The 21014-nt window shown below is 61.6% G+C and carries 18 protein-coding genes and 2 pseudogenes; 9 read left to right on the top strand and 11 right to left on the bottom strand.

What is annotated here, in order from left to right:
* Positions 1-33: 33 nt before the first annotated feature.
* Both NKI97_RS30340 and NKI97_RS30335 read left to right on the top strand, forming a co-directional pair.
* Entirely contained in the window at positions 34-597 is a 564-nt protein-coding gene (locus tag NKI97_RS30340) for a DUF2165 family protein (protein ID WP_352838045.1), read from the top strand.
* Between the two features lie 340 nt (positions 598-937).
* The gene (locus tag NKI97_RS30335) at positions 938-1492 is read left to right on the top strand and encodes an HdeD family acid-resistance protein (RefSeq protein ID WP_352474525.1); all 555 of its coding nucleotides are present in this window, start codon (positions 938-940) and stop codon (positions 1490-1492) included.
* Positions 1493-1570: 78 nt separating this feature from the next.
* On the opposite strand, the gene NKI97_RS30330 is transcribed toward NKI97_RS30335, so the two are convergent.
* Both NKI97_RS30330 and NKI97_RS30325 read right to left on the bottom strand, forming a co-directional pair.
* Positions 1571-2554, bottom strand: coding sequence for a bifunctional riboflavin kinase/FAD synthetase (locus NKI97_RS30330; RefSeq protein WP_352569769.1), 984 nt, complete (start codon positions 2552-2554; stop codon positions 1571-1573).
* Between the two features lie 9 nt (positions 2555-2563).
* Entirely contained in the window at positions 2564-3424 is an 861-nt protein-coding gene (locus NKI97_RS30325) for a TIGR01459 family HAD-type hydrolase (protein ID WP_352453473.1), read from the bottom strand.
* Positions 3425-3755: 331 nt separating this feature from the next.
* Between NKI97_RS30325 and NKI97_RS30320 the strand changes: the two are divergent.
* Both NKI97_RS30320 and NKI97_RS30315 read left to right on the top strand, forming a co-directional pair.
* A pseudogene (locus tag NKI97_RS30320) lies at positions 3756-5698 on the top strand (pilus assembly protein TadG-related protein).
* Positions 5699-5817: 119 nt separating this feature from the next.
* Positions 5818-6450 (top strand): LysE family translocator, encoded by a 633-nt coding sequence (locus NKI97_RS30315; protein ID WP_352838043.1) that lies wholly within the window; start codon positions 5818-5820, stop codon positions 6448-6450.
* A gap of 6 nt (positions 6451-6456) precedes the next feature.
* Here the strand turns inward: NKI97_RS30315 and NKI97_RS30310 are convergent, their stop codons facing one another.
* The gene (locus tag NKI97_RS30310; protein WP_352453716.1) at positions 6457-7281 is read right to left on the bottom strand and encodes a DUF2189 domain-containing protein; all 825 of its coding nucleotides are present in this window, start codon (positions 7279-7281) and stop codon (positions 6457-6459) included.
* 143 nt (positions 7282-7424) lie between these two features.
* Positions 7425-8129 carry a glutathione S-transferase family protein gene (locus tag NKI97_RS30305; RefSeq protein WP_352838042.1) on the bottom strand — a complete coding sequence of 235 codons (705 nt, stop codon included), beginning with the start codon at positions 8127-8129 and terminating at the stop codon, positions 7425-7427.
* 108 nt (positions 8130-8237) lie between these two features.
* Between NKI97_RS30305 and NKI97_RS30300 the strand changes: the two are divergent.
* Positions 8238-8583, top strand: a pseudogene (locus tag NKI97_RS30300) (winged helix-turn-helix transcriptional regulator).
* A 276-nt stretch (positions 8584-8859) separates the two neighbouring features.
* On the opposite strand, the gene NKI97_RS30295 reads toward NKI97_RS30300, so the two are convergent.
* Entirely contained in the window at positions 8860-9309 is a 450-nt protein-coding gene (locus NKI97_RS30295) for an SgcJ/EcaC family oxidoreductase (protein WP_352838040.1), read from the bottom strand.
* 62 nt (positions 9310-9371) lie between these two features.
* On the opposite strand from NKI97_RS30295, the gene NKI97_RS30290 reads away from it, so the two are divergent.
* Both NKI97_RS30290 and NKI97_RS30285 read left to right on the top strand, forming a co-directional pair.
* Positions 9372-9824, top strand: a complete 453-nt coding sequence (locus tag NKI97_RS30290) for a MarR family winged helix-turn-helix transcriptional regulator (RefSeq protein WP_352750251.1) — start codon at positions 9372-9374, stop codon at positions 9822-9824.
* A gap of 237 nt (positions 9825-10061) precedes the next feature.
* Entirely contained in the window at positions 10062-10580 is a 519-nt protein-coding gene (locus NKI97_RS30285; protein WP_352750252.1) for a CAP domain-containing protein, read from the top strand.
* A 43-nt stretch (positions 10581-10623) separates the two neighbouring features.
* Here NKI97_RS30285 and NKI97_RS30280 read toward each other — a convergent pair whose 3' ends face one another.
* The 5 genes from NKI97_RS30280 to NKI97_RS30260 all read right to left on the bottom strand — a co-directional run bounded on the left by NKI97_RS30280 (position 10624) and on the right by NKI97_RS30260 (position 18050).
* The gene (locus NKI97_RS30280) at positions 10624-13311 is read right to left on the bottom strand and encodes an EAL domain-containing protein (RefSeq protein WP_352838038.1); all 2688 of its coding nucleotides are present in this window, start codon (positions 13309-13311) and stop codon (positions 10624-10626) included.
* Between the two features lie 174 nt (positions 13312-13485).
* Positions 13486-15021: a DHA2 family efflux MFS transporter permease subunit gene (locus NKI97_RS30275; protein ID WP_352453710.1), complete on the bottom strand. Its 1536-nt coding sequence runs from the start codon at positions 15019-15021 to the stop codon at positions 13486-13488.
* A gap of 306 nt (positions 15022-15327) precedes the next feature.
* Positions 15328-16506, bottom strand: a complete 1179-nt coding sequence (locus NKI97_RS30270) for an HlyD family secretion protein (RefSeq protein ID WP_352838036.1) — start codon at positions 16504-16506, stop codon at positions 15328-15330.
* Positions 16503-16982, bottom strand: coding sequence for a MarR family winged helix-turn-helix transcriptional regulator (locus NKI97_RS30265; protein WP_352838034.1), 480 nt, complete (start codon positions 16980-16982; stop codon positions 16503-16505). Before NKI97_RS30265 ends, NKI97_RS30270 begins: the two co-directional genes overlap by 4 nt.
* 156 nt (positions 16983-17138) lie before the next feature.
* Positions 17139-18050 (bottom strand): LysR substrate-binding domain-containing protein, encoded by a 912-nt coding sequence (locus tag NKI97_RS30260; protein ID WP_352838061.1) that lies wholly within the window; start codon positions 18048-18050, stop codon positions 17139-17141.
* A gap of 136 nt (positions 18051-18186) precedes the next feature.
* On the opposite strand from NKI97_RS30260, the gene NKI97_RS30255 reads away from it, so the two are divergent.
* A complete protein-coding gene (locus tag NKI97_RS30255; RefSeq protein WP_352838033.1) occupies positions 18187-19575 on the top strand; it encodes an FAD-binding oxidoreductase in 1389 nt (462 codons plus the stop codon).
* A gap of 40 nt (positions 19576-19615) precedes the next feature.
* On the opposite strand, the gene NKI97_RS30250 is transcribed toward NKI97_RS30255, so the two are convergent.
* A complete protein-coding gene (locus NKI97_RS30250) occupies positions 19616-20551 on the bottom strand; it encodes a bifunctional helix-turn-helix transcriptional regulator/GNAT family N-acetyltransferase (RefSeq protein WP_352453717.1) in 936 nt (311 codons plus the stop codon).
* Positions 20552-20768: 217 nt separating this feature from the next.
* Here NKI97_RS30250 and NKI97_RS30245 point away from each other — a divergent pair.
* A partial coding sequence (locus tag NKI97_RS30245; RefSeq protein ID WP_292539378.1) for a co-chaperone GroES occupies positions 20769-21014 on the top strand: 246 nt, incomplete at its 3' end.

Here is a 21014-nt window from a genome sequence, read left to right as displayed (position 1 = left end):
GACGGTGCAAGGTTCAAAAGGGGGGGAATTCCGATGCCGGACAATTCGTATGCCGGAACCACTGCCGAGCGGCTTGTCAATCCGCGCAGCGTAGGACGATTGGGGCTGATCGTGATGGCGCTGTTCCCCACCCTGTGGGGTTTTCTCGGTCTGTTGAACGATGCAACCGACTTCAAAGACACTCTGGTGAATGCCGTGAAGCCGACGATCGAAATGACCAACACCTACGGCAACCCATGGCAGCAATGGCGTGCCATCACCATGCCATGGGCTGCCCCTGTGGCACTCGTCGGCATCATGGCCGTCGAGACCCTGGCGGGGATATTCGGACTGATCGGGGTTGTGCTTATGCTGCGCAAGGTGGTTGGCAGCAGCGCCGATTTCGCTCATGGCAAGGCATGGATGATGTTGGGCTGCCTGTGCGCAATCCTGGTGTGGGGCATCGGCTTCACGGTGATCGCCCCCGGCGACTATTTCCTGTCATGGGAAGCCAAGACCATGCCGCTCTCGAACCAGCTCGGCGGAACAATCTACTTCTTGCCCAACGCGCTCGGGCTAATCCTCGCGACGCTGCATCGCGAGGGCGGCGATTACTGAGACCTCGACGCAAGGTTGTGACATGCGGATGCTGATGCGACCGGCGTTGCGCGGCGTTTGGAGGTTTGGCTCTGTATCATAGCTCGACGTTGCGGCCGCTTTACGGACAGGAGCTATTCTCCAACTAAACCTCGGCGTGACCACGGTTTGGCCTGAGGGCGCAAGCCCACGTTTCACGGAAATGAACTCGCAGCGGCTGCTCTTGCCAAAAGCAGACGTCTCGCAGGCGTACCGCCCGAGCATGGGTGTGACCCTCACAGCCTGCTCGCTTTACGAGAAGGCCTATCGGCGTTACCTTCAAAGCCGACAAAAAGGCCAAGTAGCCTTGAGGGAGAGGGCGATGACACTGCACGGCGATGCCTTGAAAGATGCGATCAGCCAGACGCGGGCGAAATGGGGATGGTTCGTCGCGCTCGGGGTGCTGCTGCTTGTCTTCGGCGGCATTGCCTTCGGCAATCTGTTCATCGCAACCGTCGCCTCGGTCTTTGTCGTGGGCTGGCTGATGCTGATGGCCGGCATTGTCGAAATCATCCATGCCTTCGGCGTGAAGACATGGGGCCGCTTCTTCTATTGGCTGCTCAGCGGCCTCCTCTACGCCGTCGCCGGCTTCTTCGCCTTCGACAATCCGGTCCTCGCCTCGACGGTGCTGACCTTCCTCCTGGCGGTCGCGCTGCTTGCCTCAGGCGTGCTCAGGGCCTGGGTAGGCTACAGCCACCGGCCGCAGCCGGGCTGGGGCTGGGTGGTCGCGGCCGGCGTCATCAGCGCGCTGGCGGGACTGGTCATCGCCATGGGCTGGCCGGTCAACAGCGTGTGGGTGCTGGGCCTATTCCTGGCCGTCGACCTGATCTTCCAGGGCTGGAGCTTCATCGCCCTTGGCTTGGCGCTGAAGAGATAAATTCTGGTTGAGCATGATCTTAATCGGAAAACCGGTTCCCATTTTTTGCTTCGCTGACCTTCGGTTCGGGACCGTGCTCTAAAAAGCTATGGCCGCGTCCAGCCCGGAAAGCGGCCTGACGCCGGCGAGCAGTGCCTTCGCCTCGGCCTCGTCGCGCTTCATCTGGGCGACCAGCGCGTCAAGCCCGTCGAACTTCACCTCCGAGCGCAGGTAGCCGAAGAAGGACACGGCACAAATCTCGCCGTAGAGGTCGCCGGAAAAGTCGAAGACGAAGGTCTCCAGCAATGGCGCGCCATTGTCGTCGACCGTCGGCCGGCGGCCGAAGCTGGCGACGCCATCGTGTAGCGAACCGTCGGCGCGGCGGAAGCGGACGGCATAAATCCCTTCATTGAGGGTGACTTCCGGCGAAAGCCTCATGTTTGCGGTCGGAAAGCCGAGTGTCCGGCCGAGCTGCTGGCCGCCGATCACCTCCGCCTCGACGGTGAAACGGTAGCCGAGCAAGCCGGCGGCCTCGGCCACATTGCCCTCGCACAGCAGCGTGCGTATGCGGCTCGACGACACCACCTCGGCGCTTTCGTCGCGAAACGCATCCACCAGCGTGACGCCGAAGCCGTGGCGCTCGCCGGCAGCCATCAGATAGGCCGGACCGCCCTGGCGGTCCTTGCCGAAATGGAAATCGAAGCCGGTGACGGCGTGGCTTATGCCGAGGTTGCGCTCGAGCACGCCGGTGACGAAAGCCTCCGCCGACAAGGAGGCGAACTCGCGTGTGAACGGCTGCTCGACCAGCGCCGCAAAGCCCAGATGCGACAACAGCCGCGCCTTCATCGGCGGCGGCGTCAGCACGAACAACGGCATGTCCGGCCTAAACACCTTTCGCGGATGCGGTACGAAGGTCAGCACCAGGGCGGGTACGCCGCGACGCTCCGCTTCGGCGCGCGCGCGTTCGAGCACCGCCTGGTGGCCGCGGTGGACGCCGTCGAAATTGCCGATAGCCACCACGCCGCCGCGCAGATGGGCCGGCAGCGGTGCGGTTGCGGAAATGCGTTCGAACATGGCCGTCATGGCTTGAACCTATTGCAGCCTGGGAATCACCGCGACCGGCCTGTAGCCATATTTTTCCAGGAAGGCCGCGAGCCTGGCCGGATCCGGCTGCAGCGTCTCACCGTAATCGCGGGCATGGATGCCGCCCGATACGTAGAGCACGTCGAAGCCATTGTCGGCCGCGCCCTTGATGTCGGTCATCATGCCGTCGCCGATGGCCAGAACTTGCGAACGCTCGACCGGGCGGCCGAGAATGGCGGCGATCTCCTTCATGGCGACGTCATAGACCGGCGCGTAGGGTTTGCCGGCGATCAGCGTGCGTCCGCCAAGCTGTGCGTATTCGCGGGCCAAAGCGCCTGCGCACCAGATCATGCGTTCGCCGCGCTCGACGACGATGTCGGGATTGGCGCAAATGAAGGGCAGGTTCCTGGCACGCAGCCTCTGCAGAAGATCGGCATAATCTTCCGGCTTCTCCACCTCGTCATCGAACAGGCCGGTGCAGACCACGCCGGATGCTTCGAACTCCTCGACGAGTTCGACGTCGAGGCCCTCATAGAGCGTGAAATCCCGATCGGCGCCTATATGGAAGATCTTTCGCGGCCCTTCGGCGATCAGGTCGCGGGTAACGTCGCCGGACGTCACGACACGGTCGTAGGCGGCGGGCGGAACGCCGATGGCGCTCATCTGTGCCACCACGTCGGCGCTGCGACGCGGCGAATTGGTGATCAGCACGACAGGTATTTTCGCCGCGCGAGCAGCGATCAGCGCGGCAGCCGCCGCCGGGAAATGCCATTCGCCATTGTGCACCACGCCCCAGACGTCGCACAGGATGGCTGAATAGGCTCCCGACAAGTCTGCGAGCGAACCGATGATGTCGGGCGAATCCGCCATGCCGTTGTCCCTGTACCATGATGCTTGCAAGCGCCGCGACCGACGGTCCGTAGCGGCCGGCCCGGATTAACCGAAGCGCTTCGCTCTGTCACCAGCTTTCGTTGTGCCCGCAAGATTGCCGCCCGGGGACGCCGGCGAGGACGTGATGGCGAAAGCCTTCTTTTTCAGAGCCTTGTCGGGCTTTGCCGCGGAGCAGCATTGCCGATTGCGGACGTGTGGTTAACGGGCATTGAAAAACCGTGCCGACCTTGAACGTATTTTAGCAATCGGAAATTTAAAAATGCGTGGCATCGTCCGGGAAAAAACGGGGCGGGCGGGAATGCTGAAGGCAATGATCGGAAATTTCCGACGCGACAGACGTGGCAACTACTCCTGACCGCAATCACCATTGTACCGCTGATGGGCGGGTTGGCGCTCAGCGTCGATTACGGGGAGTTGTTGCGCCAGAAGCACGAAACGCTGAATGCCCTTGACGCGGCCGGCCTCGCCGCCGCCCAGCAGATCGTCGCCGGCGCCAGCGACGACGACGTCAAGGCCTACGCCAAGACATTTTTCGAAACCAATCTCGCACGTGTCGATCCGGCGAACACAGCGCTGACCGTCACACTGCCCAACAACAATGCCGGCGGCGGCACCTTGAAGCTCTGCGCCGGCCTCACCTTCCACCCCTATTTTCTACCGGCCGCCAGCCTGCTGATCGGCGGCACGGCAAGCGACACGACCTTCACCGAATGTTCGGAACTCCGCCTCAAGAACACCCTCGAAGTCGCGCTTGTGCTGGATAATTCCGGCTCGATGAGCGATCTCGGCTCCGGCACCGGCGAGAAGCGAATAGACCTGCTGAAGTCGGCCGCCAAGCAGCTTGTCGATACGCTGGCGCTTCAGGCGCAGCAGATGAAGCAGATCACCAAACCGGTGCAGTTTTCTCTCGTGCCGTTTGCGGCCTCGGTCAATGTCGGCCCTACCCACGACCAGGACGGCTGGATGGATCAGGACGGCATCTCCCCGATCCAGCACGAGGATTTCGACTGGACGACGATGAGTGCCGCCAACAATCCGGACAAATATGCCGAGAAGCTCAACGGCGTCTGGTACAAGCGCGGCACCGGCTGGGGCGAGACCAAGGACCAGCCGCTGACGCGTTTCAGCCTCTACGCCGACATGACGGTCGAATCGGGCCGCGAAGAGGTACCCAATTCGAAGCAATATGTCTGCGACACATACAAGAAGAACGGCACCTGCCAGTACGGCCACTGGAGCGCACCGGAATATATCTACACCACAAGCCGCTATGCGAGCTGGCAAGGTTGCGTCGAAGCACGGCCATATCCCTACAATGTCGACGACACCACGCCCGATACGGCCGCGCCGGCCACGCTTTTCGTGCCGATGTTCGCCCCGGATGAGGCTGGCACTCTGTGGCTCGATTTCAACCGTGACGGCATCAACGACGTCATCAGCACGTCCTACAATTACGGCAACAACTGGTGGGCCGATTGGCCCTATGTCGCCGGTCCTACCGCTTCCCAGCGCCAGTCTGACATGCGCAAATATTTCCTGGTAAAACCATACGGTTCGCAATCCGCAGCCGCGGGCGATGGGCCGAATTCCTCCTGCACCACCAACCCGATCACGCCGTTGAAGGACGTCAGCCAGGACGCAGAGAAGCAGGAAATCAAGGACGCCATGGCGCCGAACGGCAACACCAACGTGCCGGAGGGCCTTGCCTGGGGCTGGCGAACTGTATCGAGCAACCCACCGTTCACCGATGGTCGGCCGAACAGCGAGAGGGGCAACGACAAGGTGGTCGTGGTGCTGACCGACGGAGCCAATACTTATAGTGCCGTCAGCGACGGCAGCTACGCCAACAACAGGTCGACCTACGCCGCCTACGGCTACACTGGGCTGACCTATCCGGGATCTGGAAGCGTAACCCGCCTGTTCATGAATACCAGCACCGATATCGGTAAGACCACCTATACCAGTGCCAACTACACGGCAGCACTCGACGAGCAGATGAAAACGCTCTGCGCCAATGCAAAGAATTCGAACATTCTGGTGATGACGGTGGCGCTCGACCTGTCGCCCACAGATGCCAGCGACAAGAAGGCAATCGATGCGCTGAAGGCGTGTTCGTCGGATTCGCGCTTCCGCAAGGATTCGGCCGACCCGAGCAAGCCGGCCAAGCTGTTCTGGAATGCGACGGGCGCGACGCTGTCGGACAATTTCAAGGAAATCGCCAACGAATTGTCGAACCTGCGCATCGTCGGCTGAAGGCGATGGGATTGGCGACTAAGGCAGGGGCCCCGGCGCACTGGCGCAAAGGCTCCTGCCCTCATGCCCTTGCGGGTGATGGAAGCATGTGGTGAGTGTCCTCATCCGGAGATGCGCTCTTGCCTGAACCCGCCAACCACCTTGCCTTTGCGCTGGTCTGCCTCGGCATGGTGCTGACGCCCGGCCCGAACATGATCTATCTGATCTCGCGCTCGCTGTCGCAAGGGCCGAAGGCCGGGCTGATCTCGCTGGGCGGCGTGGCGCTCGGTTTTTTGTTCTACGTGCTGTCGGCGGCGTTCGGCATCACCGCGCTGCTGCTCGCCGTGCCCTTCGCCTATGATGTGCTGCGCCTTGCCGGCGCGCTCTATTTGCTGTGGCTCGCCTGGCAAGCGGTGAAGCCCGGCGGACGCTCGCCCTTCCAGATCCCCGAACTGCCGAAAGACAGACCGCGCAAGCTGTTCGCCATGGGCCTGATGACCAACCTGCTCAACCCAAAGGTGGCAGTGCTCTATCTGTCGCTGCTGCCGCAATTCATCAGCCCCGGCAAGGGCCACGTGCTGTCGCAGCTTCTGGTGCTCGGTGCCACGCAGGTCGCGATCAGCCTGACCGTCAACGCCATCATCGCGGTGACGGCCGGCTCGATCGCCATCTTCCTCGCCGGGCGGCCGCTATGGCTGGTGATCCAGCGCTGGATGATGGGCACGGTGCTGACCGCGCTGGCCGTCAAGATGGCAACCGACGCGCAACGCTGATCGGTCCTACATCGGCCGCCTGACCTGCTGTGCCCGCTCCGGTTCGACCACCCTGCGGTAGAGATGCCAGGTCGCGTGGCCAAGGATGGGCATGACGACGGCAAGCCCGGCAAATAGCGGGATCGAGCCGATGACCAGGAGCACGGCGACCATCAGGCCCCACAGCGCCATCTGCAGCGGGTTTGTCATAACTGCCCTTGCCGACGTCTCGACTGCCGAGACCGCGCCGACATCGCGGTCGAGCAGCAGCGGAAAGGCGACGACAGTCGTCGCCAGCACGATCGCGGCGAAGGCGAACCCGGCCAGGTTGCCGAGCAGGATCAGCGTCCAGCCCTTGCTGGTCGTCAGCACCTCGCGAATAAAGCCGACGATAGAGGCCGGAGGCTGATTGCCGTACAGGCTGGTGTAGATCGATTGCGCAGTGAACAGCCAGAGCAGGAACAGTACCACCAGCATGATACCGATGACTGCAATCGCGGGCAGCGCCGGCGAGTGGCGCACGTCGAGCGCATGCCACCAGGATGTATCCATGCCGAACTCGCGCCGGCGGCTGATTTCGTAAAGGCCGATAGCGGCGAACGGACCGACCAAAGCGAAGCCGGACATCAGCGGATAGATGAGTTGGATGGCGTTCGAGCCCGAGGTCCACTGCGTCAGGATCAGGCCGACCACCGGATAAATCAGGCAAAGGAACACGTAATGCGACGGCTTGGCCCAAAAATCCTCTACGCCGAGACGGAGCGCATCGATCAGATCCTCGGTGCTGATGCGGCGCACCGTGGGCTGTACATGCATTCCACGTGCGTCCGCCATGACATGAAAGCCGGCCATAACCTTTCTCCCGTGTGTCGGGGCGGTCACCGCCAGGATGGCCGCCCGCAGCTGCCACTTCAAGAACGCCCGTATGATAGCGGATCTCGGTGTGCTTGTCGCCACCGCCCGGCGCCGGGGCGCCGGGCGGCTGAACGAACGGATTAGGCCGTGAAGCGATCGATCACCTCGGCCAGCGGCACGTGACCGAGGCAAGCGCCGGACCCGGCGGGCTTTTCGCCAGCCTCGACAGCGAGCGCGTATCGCACGGCCGGATCGGCTTCGATGCGGCGGCGGAGCGCCGCCAGTTTGGGATAAGCGGCGCCGTCGACCGCCTGGTGGAACTCCGCCCAGCGCGCCACGCCGATCAGCGTGGTATCGGCAAGCGTCAGCCGGCCGCCGACCAGGAAATCCGTGTCGACGATCATCGCCTCAAGCTGCTCATGGCGGTTGGTAACGACCTTGCGGCCGAAATCACGCAAGGTCGCCAGCAGCACCGGTTCCGCCGATTCCATTTCATATGCGGCCCAGAGCGGGGTGAAGGCGGCGGTGAAACCGGTGTTCACGAAAGCCATCAGCTGGTGCATCCGGTCGGCCTCCGGCGAGCGAGGCTCGAAGCTGATACGGCGTTGCGTATCGCGGGCTTCGAGCCAGGCGGCAATCGCCATGGTCTCGGTGAGCACCCTGCCTTCGTCGGTGATCAACACCGGCGTTTCCTGACGGCCGTTGATGCTGGCATAGGCATCGTTCTTCATCTCAGCGAGCATGTCGACACGACACAGGCGGTAGCGTTGTTCGAGGCGTTCAAAAGCAGCGACAAGCCCCATCGAACTTCCCAGCGGGAAGCCGTAAAGGAGAATAGGTTCCATTTCTTTGTCTCTTCCATGATTTAGGGATCACGCTGCGCAGCGAAACTTGACCCTAAACGCTGGTCGCCCCATGTAAATTACGCACTATTCTGTAACCAGGTCCCCGCCATGAAAGATGTCGTCTCACGCTGCCCGATCGAGGAGACCATGCGTGTGCTCAGCGGTCGCTGGCCCACCTTGCCGTACCAAGCGCTTCAGCGACCTGAGGCGTGACAATCCGACAGTGTCGCACCGCATCCTGGCGCTCGAACTACGCAAGCTGGAGGAAGCCGGGATTGTGCGGCGAACAGCGCATGCCGGCTATCCGCTACACGTGGATTACGACCTGACGGAGCCCGGTCTCAAGCTTGTGCCGCTCATCGACGCCCTGGGCGATTGGTGGGAAGATACCGAGGACGATCGGGCCAGCCGGGCTACATCGACGCCGGAAACCAAACTCGTGGCGGCGGAATAGCCGCCCGGCGATCACCGCGCCGCAAAGAACTGCCGGCGAGAGCCCAGCGCGCTCCAAGCCGTTCATACATTAGATTCCGCAAGACCAAGGCGACCGGCTATGGGGCGCGCCATTGTGCCAGCCAAACCGGGACAAGGCACCGCCATCCGGCACCAACTCCTGTAGCATAGCTCGCCAATCCCGATCACCTGACCCGCCGTTCGATCTCGTTGCCCGATCAGATCGGCTTGACCATGCTGGCTGGCTGTCGCTTTTGATTCTGTGTGAATGAAGAGCCTACTTATGCTCTTGAAGTTTCTCCTGAGACTTTGCCATTTGATCGTCCCCAAGTTCCATATTGTGCATCGTTGCAATCAACCATTCATCATGATCCCGCGTCGCCACTACGCTGATTAATCCGCGCCGACGCGGCCATTCGTTTCCCATCGGATCGAGCGCGCCAGTCATGGACCACCCCAGGTCGAGCGTGGCAACATCAGGGCGAACAAGCCTGTTCCGCACGCTTTCGGCGGATAGGTGGCTGTGCTTGAACATCTTCTCAAAAATTGGGGCATGGAACTGCTCGATCTTGTCACGTCCAGTCGCCTGCATACCGAAGACGTTTGTAAATTCGGCATCTGCCGCGAATACGGCGGCAAAGGCGCGAGCATCGTGACGATTCCAAGCTTCGATCAGCCTGTGCGCGACACTTTCCACCCCTTCAGTTCGGACGTTGCCCGTAGCCATGCTGATCTCCTGTCATATAGTTCGGTTGCCATACTATATGGGCACCATATAAGTTTGGAAAGATGGATAATCAGCCATACACGCAGTCTCTGCTTCTCTATGCTTATCAATCGTCGGCGAGCGCTTTGGTCCAGGTTCTCCGGGAGAGCGGCCATTCGGCAATCAAGCCCAAACACGGCGCTGTATTCGCCAACATCGACGCGGAAGGAACCCGACCCAGCGTCCTCGCAGAGCGTGCTGGCATTGGCAAAGCATCGATGGGTGAGTTGATCGATGAACTAGAGCGCCTCGGTTATGTTCGGCGTTCGCATGATCCGAACGACCGACGGGCCAAATTAATCGTTGCAACTGATGCGGCGCTTGCGGTGATCCGGACCGTCCACGATTTCAATCAGCGTCTCGAAGACCAATACCGAAGGCTGCTTGGTGCTCAGGCGTACGAATCGCTCCGGTCGTCATTGCAAGCGATATCCCCCAGAGAAAATTTGCAACCGAGGATACCTCCCCAGCGCTAGTGAAGCCGCAAAGGTGGGGAAAAGAAGCTCTCTGTCCGTGAAGGCCTGACTGGGTATCGAGCTCCTGGGAGTATCGAGCCCGAACAGCCGTCTGGGCGAATGCTGCCATCCGAGCAGGCCTGTTTCGATTGAGCGGTGAAATCAATCCGACAAAGTGTCATCGCGCCGAAACCATTCATCACGCATTTTCACCGCCCTGCCCGGCAAAAGCCATCATCGCGGTTATGTCAGGCGGGCATGACCGTTACGAAAATCGAAAATTATGAGGCCCAACCAAGCCTAAGCAGGCGCGTGCTGCTCAGAGCTGCCGGCCTTGGCGCCCTTGCCGGGCTCACCGCCTGCGCAACCGCCGTGCTGCCAATCGGCGATAGCGCCGGCGTCTCTGCTTCCGCCGCCGGCACCCTGGCCGGCATCCGCGCTTCGGCGGGTCTGGGGCCGCTCGCCCCCGATGCCCGGCTCGAGCAGGCGGCGCTCCAGCAGGCCGGATACATGGCGCGCGGCGGCCGAATGAACCACACCACCGGCTGGGGCAGGGACTTTGCCTCGCGCGTCAAAGACAATGGCATTGCCGGCGCTGCCGCCGAAAATATTGCCGAAGGCCGCTTCGACCAGCAGAAGCTGTTCGATATCTGGGTGCATTCGCCAGGCCACCGCCGCAACATGCTCGACCCGCGCTTCACCCGCTTCGGCCTCGCCTATGTGCGCGACGGCCGCGACAGCACGCTTCGCTACTGGTGCCTTGTGCTCGGCAGATAACTTCCACCATTTGGACGGCGGAAGCCTGCTGGCGACCGATCCGTCAGTCTTTGCGGCCGCCGCCGAGCAATTCCTCGATGTCCTGCGCACAAACCGGCATGCTGAAATGGTAGCCCTGCATTTCGTCGCAATTGTTCCTGCGCAGGAAAGCCACCTGATCATCTGTCTCAACGCCCTCGGCGATGACCCTCAGGTTGAGATTTTGCCCCAATGAAATCACCGCGCTGGCCACAGCCTGATCGTTCTCGTCGGCGGCGAGATCCTTGATGAAGGACTTGTCGATCTTCAGCCGCGCCACGGGAAAGGTCTTGAGTGCGCTGAGGCTGGAATAGCCGGTGCCGAAATCATCGATCGAGATCTGGACACCCAGGCTTTGCAGGGCGTTCATGGTGGCGACCGCCAGCTCGATATCCTGCATGATAAGGCTCTCGGTCACCTCCAGCTCGAGATACCTGGCCTCCAGGCCGCTATCCTTCAGCGCGCTGACGATGCGATCGATCAGGTTGCGCTCCCTGAATTGCCGCGCCGACACATTCACGCAAACGGTCAAGGGCGGCAGTCCTGCGTCTTGCCAGGCTTTGTTCTGCCGGCACGCCTCATGCAGAACCCAGTCGCCGATCGGTACGATCAGACCTGTCTCCTCGGCGGTCGGGATGAACATCGTCGGCATTACCGTGCCAAGCGTTGGGTGGTTCCAGCGTATCAGCGCCTCGACCGCAAAAACCCGACCTGACCGAAGGTCCACCTGCGGTTGGTAGAGCAGCGTGAATTCCGAACGCGCCAAGGCGTTTCGCAACTCTTCCTGAAGCACGAATTTTTCATGCGCCCTGGTGTTGAACTCCGGAGCGTAAAACTGGAAATTATCGCGGCCGAACTCCTTGGCGCGATACATGGCCGCATCGGCATTTGCCAGCAGCGTATCGGGATCCGTTCCATCCTTGGGATAGTTGGCAATGCCGATACTGGCCGTCGCCCGCACAAGATGCGCTCCGAGCTGAACCGGCTCGGCGAGTGCAGCCCTGAGCTTTTGCAAGGTCTCGGAAACGAGATCGACGTTCGCCGGCTGGTCGAAAAGCACGACGACGAATTCGTCGCCGCCAAGTCGCACGACGGTATCGGTCGCCCGGACGCAGTCGACCATGCGACTTGCGACGATCTTCAGGAGCTCGTCGCCGGCATTGTGGCCGAGCGTGTCGTTGACGAATTTGAAATTGTCCAGATCGATGAACACCACTGTCACCCAGCGATCGTATCGCTGGGCGTACAAGACCGCCTGTGAAAGCCGGTCCTCCAACAAGGCGCGATTGGGAAGCCCGGTCAGCACGTCATGATTGGCCATGAAGTGGATCCGGTCTTCGGCCTGTTTGCGTTCGATGGCGATCCCGGCGATGCGCGTGGTGAAATCGATGAGGCGGGTCTCGGCCTCGGTCGGTTCGCGCACCGTCATAGAATACATTGCAAAAACGCCGAGCACGGCGCCCTGATGCGACAGGATCGGCGTCGACCAGCATGAACGCAAACCGTGTGGCCGCGCGAGTTCGCGATAGTCCCGCCAAAGTGGATCCTGCATGATGTCAGCGACAATCACCGGCTCGCGCCGATAGACTGCGGTACCGCAAGACCCTGCCCTTGGGCCTACCGCGGCGCCGTCGACGGCGTCGGTGTAGTCTCTCGCCAGGCTCGGCGCGGCGGCGTGGCGCAAGTGGCTGCCATCCTTGTCGAGCAACAAGACCGAACCGAATATCCCCGCCAGTTGGGACTCGACCAGACGCATGAGCCGCTCGAGCACGTCTTCGAGGGGAGCGCTCTTTGCGATCATCTCGAGGATATGCGCCTGCCCGTCGCGAAGGATTTCGGCCTGCTTGCGCGCAGTGATGTCGCGGGCAATGCCGACGAGGCCGAAAATGTTGTTCTGAACGTTGCGCAACGGCAGTTTCGTAGACAGGAACCATTTGCCGGTGCCTGACGCATCGACGACGAACTCCTCCTCGTCGATCATCGGTTGTCCGTCGCGCATCAGTTGCTGCTCGATGAGGCGAAATTTCTGCGCAAGATCCGGCGCGTGAAGGTCGAAGTCGCTCAGACCGATCATGTCGCTCGTGCTGTCTCGACCGCTGTCGGACGCAATGGCTCGGTTGGCGACGACGAAGCGGCTTTCGGTGTCCTTCACCCACATGTAGTCAGGCACCAGGTCGATCAGCGTCTGCAAGGAGATACGCTCGTCGACGACCAAGCGGTTGGCGCTGAGCTCGCTGATGTCCTCATGCGTGGCCACCCAGCCGCCGTCAGGCATCGGCTGATGGCAGACCTGAATTGTCCGGCCATCGGCGAGCTCGGCTGTCCAGTTCCCCGAAGCCGTGCCCGAATTGACTGCCCGGGCCAACGCCAGATAAGCGTCCGCATTCATTGCCGAGGTTCCGACAGCGACGCGCCGCTCGACGATTTCGCGCAGCGCCGCACCCGGCTGCAATTGCTCCGGTGCAAGGCGATAGATTTCCGCATAGCGTCGATTGCACAGGATCAGCCGTTCATCGGCATCAAAGAAACAGATGCCTTGCGAGATGTTCTCTATCGCGGTCTGGAACCGCAGTGCCTGGTCCTGAAGTGCCGCAATCGTGGCGCGAAGCTCGCGCTCGAGGGCCTCATATGAGGCAGTCGCCAGTTGTGCCAGCGTCGTCAAATTTGCGGATTCGGGCGCGCCGGCGGTTTGCCTGGATGACTTCGTGGCCAAACACAATTCCTCCCGCTGATGCTTGAGGCAAGCAAAGGAGGCTCGCCTTCAACCCAAAAGCGACTGCATATTGGTCCGGATATACTAATGGCAGGTGAACCTGGCTCAACGCCGACGCTACCGGCACAGGCGACGGAAGCCGTGAGCCGGTCGCGGTGCCGGAGCCGTGAGAACTTAGTCCATATGCGCGGCAGGCGCCCCACCGGCGGGCGGCGCCGCCTTTGGCTTGCGCAGCAGGAAAACAAAGGGGACAGCAAGCAGTGTCATCATCATCAGCAGCTTGAAGTCATTGACGTAGGAGATCATCATCGCCTGGATATTGACCATGCGATCCATCAGCGACAGCGCCGTCGGATCGCCGCCCGCCGCTGCCGGCGATGCCGCCCAGAGGTTGGGATTGAACGCATTGATATAGGCCGAGAGCTCGGCGTGGTTGATCTGCGTGTTGCGTACCAGCAGAACCGTCACCACCGATACGCCGATCGACGAGCCAAGATTGCGCACCAGGCTGAACAGCGCCGTTGCATCGGTGCGGAAGCGTGCGTCGAGCGTGGCGAAAGCCACGGTGGACAGCGGCACGAACACCATTCCCATTCCAAGGCCCTGGATGACGCCGGAGCTGAGGATAAGCCAGTTGTCCATCTGCGGCGAAAAGCTCGACATCGTGTAGAGCGATTGCGCGGTCAGCAGGAAGCCGATGACGACGAGGATCCTGGCATCGATCCTGTGCATGATCCGCCCGACGAACAGCATCGCGATCATCGTGCCGACACCGCGCGGCCCCAGGACGACGCCGATGGTGAGGGTCGGATAGCCGAAGATGGTCGACAGCATTGGCGGCAGCAGCGACATGCTCGCCAGGATGAGCACGCCCATGACAAAGATGAACGCCAGCCCGGTGACGAAATTGCGATCGAGGAAGATCTTGGGGTCGATAAAGGGGTGCTCCGCCGTCAACGTATGTATGGTGAATACCCAGAAGCCGGTGATGGAAAGACCAAGCTCGATCCATATCTCGATCGAGGAAAACCAGTCGACCTCGCCGCCGCGATCGAGCATCAGCTGCAGCGCGCCGACACCGAGCGAGAGCATGGTGAAGCCGAAGAAATCGAAGCTGCGCACCCGCCGGGCGACGCTGGGAAGATATGCGGCCATGCCGAGGAAGGCGATGATGCCGACCGGCAGGTTGATGAAGAACACCCAACGCCAGTTGAAATTCTCGGTCAGCCAGCCACCCAGCGTCGGGCCAAGGATCGGTCCCAGCATGATGCCGGCGCCCCAGATGGCCATAGCCTGGCCGTGGCGTTCCCTGGGGTTGATGTCGAGCAGGAAGGTCTGCGACAGCGGCACGATGGCCGCACCGAACACGCCTTGCATGAGCCGGAACAAAACGATGGTCTCAAGGCTCCAGGCGATGCCGCACAGCATTGAAAAGACGGTGAAACCGACCACGGCCGTCAGGAACAGCTCCTTGCGACCGAAGCGGTCGGCCAGCCAACCGGTCACCGGCGTCATGATCGCCGCGGCAACGATGTAGGAGGTCAACACCCAGTTGATGTTGTCGGGGGAGGCGCCGAGATCGCCGGTCATGGTCGGCAGCGCAACGTTGGCGATCGTCGTGTCGAGCGCCTGCATGATCGTCGCAAGCATGAGCGCAACTGTGATCAGGCCGCGGTGCGGTACTTCGCGAAAGGGTTCTGGGCTGCTCATGACGTAAAACTTCCAGCAGGTAACAAAAACGTGTACATTAGGTTTCCGGACGGCGAGGCCCCGCTGTAGAGAGACCCTCATCGCGGTGGGACGCGAGCATCGATGTGGGGGTTACATCGACTGAGCGTCTCGACAAAGCGGGCGCCTGCCGCCCGGAAACCTGAGGACCGAAGATCCTGCGCGACGTTGTCTGCTCAGGCAGGCTACAGCGCAGCCCGTCTACGCATTCAACTTTTCCTGCGCCTCCCTCGGACCAATCCTGCATCCATCTCGCTGTTTGCTATATGCGGCCGCTACCAGGCCTCTTTACCTGGCCTCGCCTGCCGTGGCGCGGCGGAAAATGCTCGGCAGCCCGCGGGAAACGCCGGTGTCCACCGTGACGGTCGCGCTCATGCCGGTGCGCAGCGCCGCCTCGGCGTCGGCATCGGTCAATTCCAGGCGGACCGGAATGCGCTGCGTGACCTTGACCCAGTTGCCGGTAGCGTTCTGCGCGGGCAGCAGCGAGAACTCGGCGCCGGTGCCGGCGCCGATCGCCTTGACGGTGGCTTCGAACGTCTTGCCCGGATAAGTATCGACCATGATTTCGGCCTTCTGGCCGGGTTTCATGTTGGTGAGCTGGGTTTCCTTGAAATTGGCGTCGACCCAGGTGTCGCCGGTCTCGACCAGCGAAAACAGCGGCGTGCCCGAACCGACATACTGGCCGACCTTGAACGAAGCGGCCTGGCTGATGATGCCGTCGGCGGGTGCCTTGACCGTGGTCTGGACCAGATCGTAGGCCGCCTTGTCGCGTGCGGCGAGCGCCGCCATTACCGTTGGATGCTTGTCGGTCTCGATGTCGGGATTGCCGCCAAGTGCCGCCTTGGCGCTGACGATCCCTTGCTGGGCCACGGCCAGCTGCTGCTTCGCCTTGTCGAGGTCGTTCTTGGCTTCGTCCAGAGACGACTTGGCGTTGATGCCCTTCTGGGCAAGGTCGGCGGCGCGGTCATATTGCGACTGCGCGTACTGGACCTGGCTTTCGTCGGACTTCTCCTGCGCCAGCGCCTGGCTGTAGGCCGCACGCAACTGCTCGACATTGAGCCGTGCGCCGGCCACCGCCGCGTCGGCCTGGGCCAATGCGATCCGGTAGGGCTCGGGATCGATAGCGAACAACACGTCGCCCTGCTTGACAGACTGGTTGTCGAAAATGTCGACCTGAACGATGCGGCCCGCCGTATCGGCGGCTATCGACACCTTGGCCTGCTGCAGATTGGCGTTCTCGGTCTCCTGATAGCGGCCGCCGGTCACCCAGACATAGCTGCCGCCGGCGATCAACGCAGCGGGCAGCACAAACATCAAAAGGAAGCGGCCGGCACGGCGCTTCTTCTTCGGCGCCACCGGCGCCGGAGCTATCTGCGGAGCGACCGTTACCGGAGCTGCCGCCGGCTTCGCGGGAGCTTCCATCTCCAGTTTGGCCGCATTCTCATCTAGTTTGGCTACCGCGTTCATGCTGCTGCGCCTTCCGTATTCTTCACTTTTTCCGAGGGCGGCGTCTCACCATCTGCAAGATTCTGCACCATTGTCTCCAGCGCCCTGACCAGGACGCGGCGATCTTCCGGCGAAACGCCAACGAGCGATTCCTCATAAACCTCGCCGGCAAGGCTCTTGACGTGGGTGTAGGCCGCGTTCGCCTTGGCGGTCGGGAAAATCATGCGCACTCGCCTGTCGGTTGCGTCGGGACGGCGCTCGATCCAGCCGCCCTCCTCCATGCGATCGACAAGACGCGAGACGCTGATCGGCTCGATTTCGAGAAGCTCGGCAAGCCGCGCCTGCGCGACACCCGCCTCCTTGGCGACACGTACCAGAAGCCGCCATTGCGCCGAAGAAAGGCCGAAACCACTGGCGCGCGCCTCGAAGCGCTTGCGCATCAGGCGCTGCACGTCGTGGATCAAAAAGCCCAATCTGTCGATGCCGTCGGAAACCATGAGCGACGTATATAATAAGCGTGCTCATAATTCAAGGAGCCGGATTGTGCCAGACGCCGGCAAGTGTGCATGGCAGTCAGTGCAGGGCGATCGTGGTTAGCAATTTATTACGCCGGGCGCTTGTGATGAGTATGCAGAAGGTCGGCGTTCAGATGCTCAGACTATCGATCTCATCCAGGCGGAAAACGCTTCGATATGCGCTTGTCGGGGGTGATTGGCTACGCAGGCAAGGTAAAAGCCATAGCCTGGCAGACAGAGATCATGTGCCTTGACTAGCCTGCCAGCCTCGAGTTCGCCACTGACGACCACATCGCTGCAGATAGCGATACCTTGGCCTGCCGCTACCGCGTCAATCGCGTGCAGCTCTTCGCGGAAGCTTAGGTCCCATGCCTGGTTGGCATTGGGGATGCTGGGATCGATCGAGCGTGCGATCGCCAGCCATCGTTGCCAAGTCGGCGCTTCCGGGTCGCGGTTCGTCCAATTGAAATGGATGAGCGGGTATTGCAGCAGATCGGCGGCGCGCTCGATCTGTCGGTCGCCTCCTGCGAACAGCTCCGGGCTGCATACCGGAAAGAATGCGTCCCGAAAAATTTCCTGCGCGGGAACATCCCGCGGCATCCTGCGCGCATAGCGGATCGCGACGTCGGCGTCACCGGCTCGCAGGTCCAGAACGGCGTCTGTCCCGATGATCTCCAGTGGAATGTTCGGATGCTGTTCGCGCCACTTCGACAGGCGCGGAACCAGCCATCGGCTGGCAAATGCATTTGGGCTCGTCACGCGCAACGGGCGTTGGCCAACTCCGGCCGAGGCTGATGCTATTGCCGCAGCGAAAGCGTCGAAGCCGCTGCAAATTACCGGGAATAGCCGTTCGCCCACGCCTGTGAGCACGAGCGGTCGTGGGCGCCGCCGGAACAGCAGTTGCCCACAGACCTCCTCCAGCAATCGAATCTGGTGGCTGATGGCCGTTGGCGTCACTCCGAGTTCCGTCGCGGCCTTCCTGAAGCTCATCAGCCTGGCAGCGGCTTCGAAGGCGCGAAGCGACCCGAGCGGCGGAAGTTTCTCATCCAGGCAGTTTAGATGAATTTAGCTCATCCAGCGACTGAGATATTCGATTTTGCAGCGAATGGCGCCGCATGAGATATTTATGATCCGGTGAACGACAGCGGCCTGTCCGACCGTGCTGGATCACGAAGGGTATCCCTCGATGAGCATGTTCAAGCTTATAGACGGTTCCGAGCCGACGTTGCAGGCGCCAGATATCGCCCGGCTCAGGCAGGCGATTCGCGGCGATCTGATCCTTCCGGACGACCCTGGCTATGACCAGGCGCGCAGAGTTTGGAATGGCATGGTCGATAAGAGGCCGGCGGCTGTCTTCTATTGCGCCGAATCCAGCGATGTCGTCACGGCCGTCAACTTCGCCCGATCGCAAGGCTTCCTCGTCGCCGTCCGCGGCGGTGGTCATAACGTCGCCGGCAGTTCGGTATGCGACGGCGGCTTGGTGATCGATGTGTCACGCATGAAGCGGATCGAAGTCGACCCGATCCGCCGTGTCGCGCGCGCCGAAGCCGGCCTGAACCTGGGCGAGTTCGACGCAGCCACACAGGTCCATGGTCTTGCGACGACCATGGGTGTCAACGCGGATACCGGCATAGCCGGACTGACACTCGGCGGCGGGTTCGGCAAGCTTGGCCGCAAACATGGACTGAGCTGCGACAACCTTGTCGCTGTCGAAATCGTGACGGCGGACGGCCGGTTGCTCACGGCAAACGCGGCCGAAAATGCAGATTTGTTCTGGGGCATTCGGGGCGGCGGCGGCAATTTCGGAATAGTCACCACCTTCGAATACAAGCTCCATCCCGTGGGTCCGCTCCTCATCGCGGGATCGATGCTATACCGCTACGCAGAGGCACGCGAAGCGATGCGGTTCTATCGTGCGTTCTCGAGCGGCGCCCCGGATGAGCTGAGCCTGGATGCAGCACTTGTGACGGCTCCCTCGGGCGAACGCTTCTTCAGCATATCGGCGTGCTACATCGGCCCACTCGACGAAGGCCAGCAAATCATTCAACCTCTGAGAGAGTATGGCACGCCAGTTGAGCGCCGGATTGCTCCTGTCCCCTATCTTCAAATCCAATCGGCCGGGGACAGCCTCTTTCCGCGCGGGCGGCGCTACTACTGGAAGGCGCAGTTCATGCGCGAAATCACAGATCAGGCGATCGATACCATGCTTGCGGCTTACATGACTGCACCCAGCGAATCGCTTCTAGTCCTGCAGCAGGTTGGCGGCGCCATCTCGCGAGTACCGATGGACGGAACGCCCTACGCCAACAGAGATGCACTTTACGATTGCTTCCCGATATCGATCTGGGACAATCCGTCTGACGACGAAACGCACATCCGATGGGCGCGCGACCTGTGGGATGCAATGAGACCGTTCTCGACCGGCGGCGTCTACGCCAATAATCTCGGCGAAGAGGGCACTGATCGGGTTCTGGCGGCTTACGGCGAGAATTATCCGAGGTTGGCCGCACTAAAGAACAAGTATGATCCCACCAATTTCTTTCGCTTGAACCAAAACATTAAGCCTGCGACCTGAGCGACCGCCCCAGGCCGATGCTCGAAATTCTGCGGCGCTGCTACAGCTCCAAATTCCAGTTCTGGCCGACCAGATCCTTGCCAAAGGAATGGTGGCGCTCCTCGTTGCTCAATTTAAAGCCCGCAGCCTCATAGATGTGGCGAGCGGCGGCGAGCACGTCGTTGGTCCACAGCGTCAGTGTCCTGTAACCCCTGGCGCGGCAAAAGCCGACACATTCCTCGACCAGCCGCTTGCCGATCCCGAGGCCGCGCGCCGACGGCTCGACATAGAGCAGGCGCAACTTCGCCACCGCGTCCGACTGGCGCACGACGAAGACCGAGCCGACGACCTCGCCTTCCCGCTCGGCGATCCAGCTGCGTTCCCATTTCGGATCGAAGGATTTGACGAAGGCACCGAGGATTTCGGCGACCAGCGCTTCATAGGTTTCGTCCCAGCTATATTCCTGCGCGTAGAGCAGGCCCTGCCGATGGATGATCCAGCCGATGTCGCCGACTTGCAGGGGCCGCAGCATATAGGGAATTTTGGGCTCGGCGCTTCCGCCCAGCAAACGCTGCACCGTCTGCATGGCCTTGACCAGCCTGTCCTGTTCGGCAACCGAAAGCCGTTCGAGCAAAGCCGCGACCTGGTCGTGCGAACCCTGGTTCAGCGGCGCGAAGGCCTGCCGCCCGGCCTTGGTCAGCGCGATCGACGAGCGCCGCGCATCCGCCTCGATCGTGGCGCGCTCGACCAGATCACGCTCCTCGAACTTCTTCAGCAGCCGGCTGAGATAACCGGCATCGAGGCCGAGATCGCGCGCAAGGTCGGTGGCGGTCAGGCCATCGCGATGCGCCAGCTCATAGAGCACCCGCGCCTCGGTCAGCGAGAAGGTGCTTTTCAGCAGCCCTTCGTCGAGCAGCCCGATCTGGCGGGTGTAGAAGCGGTTGAAGGCTCGCACCGCGTCGATCCGGTCCTTGCCTGGGTGATGATGAATGGTTATGGCATCCTCCTCCCGGCAAGATCAGCGATTTAGTTGACTTGGTCAAGTATCCGTTTGAAGCAATTGTCCTGATTATGCCCAGCGGGCGCCTTGACTCGCACGAGCTGCCAGCCTATTTCAGCGCCACGTTAGCACTCCCCCAAGATGAGTGCTAACCACATGTCCGGCGCCGCCGGACGGAGGAACTGTTCTCACCATTCTCATCGAGGAATAAAAAATGGCAAAGTCGAAGTTCCGCCCGCTTCATGACCGCGTGGTCGTTCGTCGGGTCGAATCCGAATCCAAGACCGCGGGCGGGATCATCATCCCCGATACAGCTAAGGAAAAGCCGCAGGAAGGCGAGATCATCGCCGTCGGTTCCGGCGCCCGCGACGAAGCCGGCAAGCTCGTCCCGCTGGACGTCAAGGCCGGCGACCGCATCCTGTTCGGCAAGTGGTCGGGCACCGAAGTCAAGCTCAATGGC

The sequence above is a fragment of the Mesorhizobium sp. M0296 genome (assembly GCF_040321675.1).
Lineage (GTDB): Bacteria > Pseudomonadota > Alphaproteobacteria > Rhizobiales > Rhizobiaceae > Mesorhizobium.
This window is presented reverse-complemented; position numbering and strand designations above follow the sequence as displayed.